Origin of the sequence: Pauljensenia hongkongensis, from assembly GCF_001746855.1 — a bacterium.
Classification (GTDB): domain Bacteria; phylum Actinomycetota; class Actinomycetes; order Actinomycetales; family Actinomycetaceae; genus Pauljensenia; species Pauljensenia hongkongensis.
In genome coordinates this window covers 233,802-240,165 of the sequence record NZ_CP017298.1, presented here as the reverse complement: position 1 = coordinate 240,165, position 6,364 = coordinate 233,802, and the positions used below count along the sequence as shown (strand labels likewise).

The following is a 6,364-nucleotide window of genomic DNA, read 5'->3' as shown; positions in this document are numbered from 1 at the left end:
CTGGACGCCCCGGCCGCAGTCGACGCGGGCGCGCCGACCGGGGAACGGGCCGACGGGGCGCGCGCCGCCCAGGACGGCGGCGCCGACGAAGGCCCCGAAGAGGAGGGGAGTGCGGCGGAGGACGGGGGCTCCGGAGAAGAGGACACGGTCTCCTTCGCGGACCTCGGCCTGCCGGACGAACTCCTCCAGGCCGTCACAGACATGGGATTCGTCACACCGACCCCCATCCAGGCCGAGGCGATCCCCCCTTTGCTCGACCTGCGCGACGTCGTCGGCATCGCCCAGACCGGCACGGGCAAAACCGCGGCCTTCGGCCTGCCCCTGCTGGCGATCGTCGACGCGGACGAGAAGGCCGTCCAGGCCCTGGTGCTCGCCCCCACCCGCGAGCTCGCCATGCAGAGCGCCGCCGCCATCGAGGACTTCGCGGCCCGCACGGCGGAGCTGGTGGTCGTCCCCGTGTACGGCGGCAGCCCCTACGGTCCGCAGATCGGCGCCCTCAAGCGCGGCGCCCAAGTGGTCGTGGGCACTCCCGGCCGCGTCATCGACCTCATTGAGAAGGGCGCGCTGGATCTTTCCGGTGTGCGCATGCTGGTCCTGGACGAGGCGGACGAGATGCTGCGCATGGGCTTCGCCGAGGACGTGGAGACCATCGCCTCCTCCGCTCCCGACGACCGTCTCACGGCGCTGTTCTCGGCGACGATGCCCCCCGCCATCGAGAAGGTGGCGCGCGAGCACCTCAAGGACCCGGTCAAGGTCGCCGTCTCCGAGGAGTCGTCGACCGTCGACACGATCCACCAGACCTACGCGGTCGTCCCCTACAAGCACAAGATCGGCGCCCTCAGCCGTGTCCTGGCCACGCGCGCCCAGCACATCGCCGCGGGCCAGGAGGACGCCGACGCCGCCATCGTCTTCGTGCGCACCCGCGTCGATGTCGAGGAGGTGTCGCTGGAGCTGTCCGGGCGCGGATTCCGCGCGGCGGGCATCTCCGGTGACGTCGCCCAGACCGAGCGCGAGCGCATGGTCGAGCGCCTCAAGAGCGGCTCCCTGGACGTCCTGGTCGCCACGGACGTGGCGGCCAGGGGCCTGGACGTGGAGAGGATCTCCCTGGTCGTCAACTTCGACGTGCCCCGCGAGCCCGAGGCCTACGTGCACCGCATCGGGCGCACGGGCCGGGCGGGGCGCCAGGGGCGCTCACTGACGTTCTTCACCCCCCGCGAGCACACGCGCCTGCGCCGCATCGAGAAACTCACGGGGACGCCGATGGAGGAAGTGGCGATCCCCTCGCCCGCCGCCGTGTCCGAGTTCCGGGCCCGCCGGCTGCTCGAGGGCGTGGGCGCACGGGTCGAACGGGGCCGCCTGGGAATGTACCGGGAGCTCCTGGAGCAGATGGCCGCCTCCCTGGACGTCGAGGACGTCGCGGCGGCGCTGATCGCCCAGGCCGTTGGCGACGAGGGCCCCGCGCCGCGAGCGGAGTCCGACCGCCGGGGGCGGGGCAGGGCCCGCCGCGAGGAGGGGCTCGACGAGTCCGGGGAGTTCGTGGGCGCCAGCTTCGAGGCGGGGCGCGACAAGGACAGGCCCCTCAAGGGCGGCCGTGACGGAGCCCGCCGCCGCGGGGGCGGTCGCGCCGTGGCGGGCCCGGGCACGCGCTACCGGGTCGAGGTCGGCAGGAAGGACCGCGTCAAGCCCGGTTCCATCGTCGGCGCCATCGCCGGAGAGGGCGGGATCGACGGCCGGGACATCGGGCACATCGATATCTTCCCGACGTTCTCGTTGGTGGACATCACCGCGGATCTGAGCGCCGAGCAGCTCTCGCGCATCTCCAAGGGCTACGTCTCCGGCCGCCAGCTGCGGATCCGGGTGGACGAGGGCCCCGGGCGGCGCGACCGCTTCGAGCGCGGTGGATTCGAGCGCCCCAGCAGGGGCGAGCGCCGCTCCGATCGTGACGACCGTTCCGAGCGGGAGGATCGCGGTGGACGCGACGAGCGCTTCGACCGCCCCAGCAGGGGGGACCGCCGCTCTGACCGCGACGACCGCCTCGGCGAGGACCGGCGCGGGGGCTTCGAGCGCTCCGGCAGGGGCGACCGTTTCGACCGGGGGGACCGCGGTGGACGCGACGAGCGCTTCGACCGCGAGGACCGCCGTCCTGGTCGTGGTGACCGTTTCGACCGCAGTGACCGTTTCGAGGCGGATGGACGCGGAGGGCGCGAGTCCCAGCGCGGCGGCTGGCACCGCTCCGTGAGGACCGAGCGCTGGGAGAGGGACATCAAGAAGCGCCGGGCGCGCGACGACTTCGGCGCGAGGGAGTCCGGGAGGGGCTTCGGCCACAAGGACCGCCGCCGTGACGAGGGGCGCGGGCGCAACGACGACGCGCGCCGGTTCGGCAAGCGCCGCTACGAGGACTGAAGCGCCCAGCGGCCGAGCACGGCCACTCGGTCCCCCGCGCCCGGGCAAGTCAGGGCTGCCCCCAGCGCGGAAGGGGGACACGTCTCCGGCCTGTGGGACATCCTCTCGGGCCTGACTGCCTCCCAGCGCGGAAGGGGGCGCCCTCGCTCTCAGGCGCGCGGTGTGCCGACGCGCGTTGTCGACACCGTGAGGGGGTCGTTGACACTGCGAGGGGGTTGTCGGCATCGCGAGGGAGTCGTTGACACCGCGAGGGGGATATAACGCGCGCTGGTGCGAACAACGCGCGTCGGCGCCAGTAACGCGCGTCGGTGCGGCCTCCCCCTTCGGGGCCTGCGGGCCGCGGCGCGTGGCCCGTCACCGCCCGCCCTTCTCGGTGTCGCACACAAGGGCCGGAATCAGGCAACACGGCATCGCACACAAGGGCGGAATCAAGCCCTTGTGTGCGGCGGGTGTTTCGTAAATCGGGGTCCTTGTGTGCGCAACCCGGGGACTGGGGGCGCAACCCGGGGGAGGGGCGCGCGGCCTGGGGGGAGCCGGTCCGGGGCCCGGCCCTGGCGGGGACGCGCCACCCGTCCGGCCGTCAACTCCGTTACCTGAACCCGCGGTCCCGCCGTACCCGCCATCCGGCTCCCTCGCACGGCGTGGGGGTCATGCGATGCGCCTCGACGCGGCGACCGCCGCACAGGCGAGGACCACCGCGACCACGTAAGCCGGGGCATAGGCGAGGGCGCCGGTCGCCCCCGAGTCCGCCCACACGCCCATGAGGACGGACACGGACGCGAGCTCGATGGCGGGCCCCGCCGAGTCGGCGACCTGCAACCACGAGGCGACCTTCCCGTGCTTGGCGGCGGGGGTGATCTCCAGGGCCAGGACGGACAGGGAGGAGTGGAAGAGCCCGGTGCCCAGTCCTGCGGCCATCCACCCGGCCAGCGCCACCCACAGGGGGACCACAGGAGTGAGCAGCGCCGCCAGGGAGGCGACGCCCGCGGCCAGCAGCACCGTGCCCGCGAGGGGCAGGCGGGAGCGGCCCCCCGGGCTCTTGACCCGCGACTGGATGACGGCCCCCGCCGCCCACGCCAGTGAGCCGGCGGACACCCACAGGGTGGCCGTGTGCTCGGGCCAGCCGTGGATGCGCTGGAGGAGGAGGGGGATGAACACGCCCGCGCCGGCTTGGACGCCCATGGCGAGCAGCCGCGCCATGACGCCCGCCCCGATGCCCCGGCGCAGAGCGAACACACCGCGCGGCAGCAGCCGGGGCAGGGACCACGCGCACATGGCGATCCCCGCGGCGAACACGGCCACCACGACGGAGCGCCACGCCGGGTCGAGGGCGCCGGCGAGTTGGATGAGCGCGGCGCCCGTGCCCGCGACCGCGCCGGTGCGCGCCATGGCCCACAGCTTCGGGGGGCGCGGGCTGGGCGGGTGGGTGAGTCCGCGCAGGATCCCCACCAGGGGCAGGACGGCCACGGCGGTGAGCAGGGGGACGAATCCGAACACCGGGTGCCATCCGAAAGCGCGCACCACGTAGCCCGCGATGACGGGCCCGACGAGGCTGGGGACCACCCACGCCAAGGAGAAGGACGCGAAGAAGGCGGGGCGGTGGGCGGCGTCGGCCACGGAGCCGATCAGCACGTAGAGGGGCACGATGAGCAGCCCGCCGCCCAGGCCCATCATGAGCCTGCCGACCACGAAGACGGAGATGGTCCCTGCCAGCGCGGACACCACGAGGCCGGAGGTGAACAGGGCCAGCCCCCACGCCATGACGAAACGCGGACCGCGCCAGTCGCACGCGAGGCCGGCGACGACGGTGGCCGCCAACTGGGCGGCCAGGGCGGCGCCCGAGGCCAGGGAGAACCACCGTTCGGCCCCCAGGTCGGCGACCACGCTGGGCATGATGGACGTCGACGCCAGTTCCTCGAAGGCGACCAGCGTGATGAGCAGGACCGAGCCGACCATCAAGGACACCTCCTGCGCGCACCAGCGGGGCCTTTCCGAGGAGGCTGGGGAGGCGGGTGACGTTCGTGGCATAGCGGCGATTCTAGCCGATGCGTTTCCCCGCAACCGCTCCCGGCGCGTAGAATCCCACGTGCCTCCGCCCGTCTCGCGGATGGCACCGACGAAAGGACTGCACGTGCTCCGCACTCACACCATCGGCTCCCTGGGGAAGGACCTCATCGGCCAGACCGTCACGCTCACCGGTTGGGTGGACAGGCGCCGCGACCACGGGGGCGTCGCGTTCGTCGATTTGCGCGACGCCTCGGGCATCGCCCAGGTGGTCGTGCGCGACGAGTCAGTGGCCCACGAGCTCAGGAGCGAGTTCGTCCTCAAGGTCACCGGCGAGGTCGTCGCCCGTCCCGAGGGCAACGAGAACCCGAACCTGCCCACGGGCGCCATCGAGGTCATGGGCGACGACATCGAGATCCTCAACCCCTCGGCGCCGCTGCCCTTCCAGGTCTCGTCCCACGCGGAGGACTCGGGCAACGTCGGCGAGGAGGTGCGCCTGAAGTACCGTTACCTCGACTTGCGCCGCGAACCCGAGCAGCGCGCCCTCCGCCTGCGCTCGATGGTGTCGCGCGCGGCCCGCGACACGCTGTACGCCCACGACTTCGTTGAGATCGAGACGCCGACGCTGACGCGCTCCACCCCGGAGGGCGCCCGCGACTTCATCGTTCCCGCGCGCCTGGCCCCCGGCTCGTGGTACGCGCTGCCCCAGTCCCCCCAGCTCTTCAAGCAGATGCTCATGGTGGCGGGCATGGAGCGCTACTTCCAGATCGCGCGCTGCTACCGCGACGAGGACTTCCGCGCCGACCGCCAGCCCGAGTTCACCCAGCTCGACATCGAGATGAGCTTCGTCGACCAGGACGACGTCATCGCCGTCGCCGAGGACGTCCTGAGGAACGTGTGGGCGCTGATCGGGTACGACCTGGCCACGCCGATCCCCCGCATGACCTACAAGGACGCCATGGAGCGCTACGGGTCCGACAAGCCCGACCTGCGCTTCGGCCTGGAGCTGACCGAGCTGACCGACTACTTCAAGGACACCCCTTTCCGCGTGTTCCAGGCCCCCTACGTGGGCGCCGTCGTCATGCCCGGCGGCGGCTCCCAACCGCGTCGCACCTTCGACAAGTGGCAGGAATGGGCCAAGGCACGGGGCGCCAAGGGCCTGGCCTACGTGACCGTGGCCGAGGACGGGGCCCTGGGCGGTCCCGTCGCCAAGAACATCTCCGAGGCCGAGCGCGAGGGCCTGGCCGAGGCCACCGGCGCCAAGCCCGGGGACTGCATCTTCTTCGCCGCGGGCAAGCCCACGCCCTCGCGCGAGCTGCTCGGCGCCGCCCGCCTGGAGATCGGCAAGCGCTGCGGCCTCGTCGACCCCGACGCCTGGGCGTTCACCTGGGTCGTCGACGCGCCCCTGTTCAAACCCACTGGGGACGCCGAGGCGGAGGGCGACGTGGCTCTCGGCCACAGCGCGTGGACGGCCGTCCACCACGCCTTCACCTCCCCCAAGCCCGAGTGGGTCGATTCCTTCGACGAGGATCCGGGCAACGCCCTGGCCTACGCCTACGACATCGTGTGCAACGGCAATGAGATCGGCGGGGGCTCGATCCGCATCCACCGCCGGGACGTGCAGAACCGCGTGTTCGCCGTCATGGGCATCGGCGAGGAGGAGGCGCAGGCGCAGTTCGGCTTCCTGCTGGACGCCTTCAAGTTCGGCGCGCCCCCGCACGGCGGGGTCGCCTTCGGGTGGGACCGCATCGTGGCCCTGCTGACCAAGTCCGAGTCGATCCGCGATGTCATCGCCTTCCCGAAGTCGGGCGGCGGCTACGACCCGCTCACCGATGCCCCGGCTCCGATCACCCCCGCCCAGCGCAAGGAGGCGGGCGTGGACGCCGAGCCGAGGAAGCGCGGCGAGGAGGCCCCCGCCTCCTGAGCGGCGCGGCCCCACCGCGCGCAGGGCCCGGGA

The 6,364-nt window shown here is 72.8% G+C and carries 3 protein-coding genes; 2 read left to right on the top strand and 1 reads right to left on the bottom strand.

Features of this window, described 5'->3' with window-relative positions:
• The gene (locus BH719_RS01055) at nt 1-2,403 is read left to right on the top strand and encodes a DEAD/DEAH box helicase (protein ID WP_050790600.1); all 2,403 of its coding nucleotides are present in this window, start codon (nt 1-3) and stop codon (nt 2,401-2,403) included.
• A gap of 648 nt (nt 2,404-3,051) precedes the next feature.
• Here the strand turns inward: BH719_RS01055 and BH719_RS01050 are convergent.
• The gene (locus BH719_RS01050) at nt 3,052-4,359 is read right to left on the bottom strand and encodes an MFS transporter (RefSeq protein ID WP_009400000.1); all 1,308 of its coding nucleotides are present in this window, start codon (nt 4,357-4,359) and stop codon (nt 3,052-3,054) included.
• A 175-nt stretch (nt 4,360-4,534) separates the two neighbouring features.
• On the opposite strand from BH719_RS01050, the gene aspS reads away from it, so the two are divergent.
• Entirely contained in the window at nt 4,535-6,331 is a 1,797-nt protein-coding gene (aspS, locus tag BH719_RS01045) for an aspartate--tRNA ligase (protein WP_173647170.1), read from the top strand.
• Nucleotides 6,332-6,364: the final 33 nt, after the last annotated feature.

Bases quoted from the DNA above. Each gene is read 5' to 3' on its own strand.
- BH719_RS01050 (WP_009400000.1), bottom strand. From the start codon at position 4,359: ATGGTCGGCTCGGTCCTGCTCATCACGCTGGTCGCCTTCGAGGAACTG.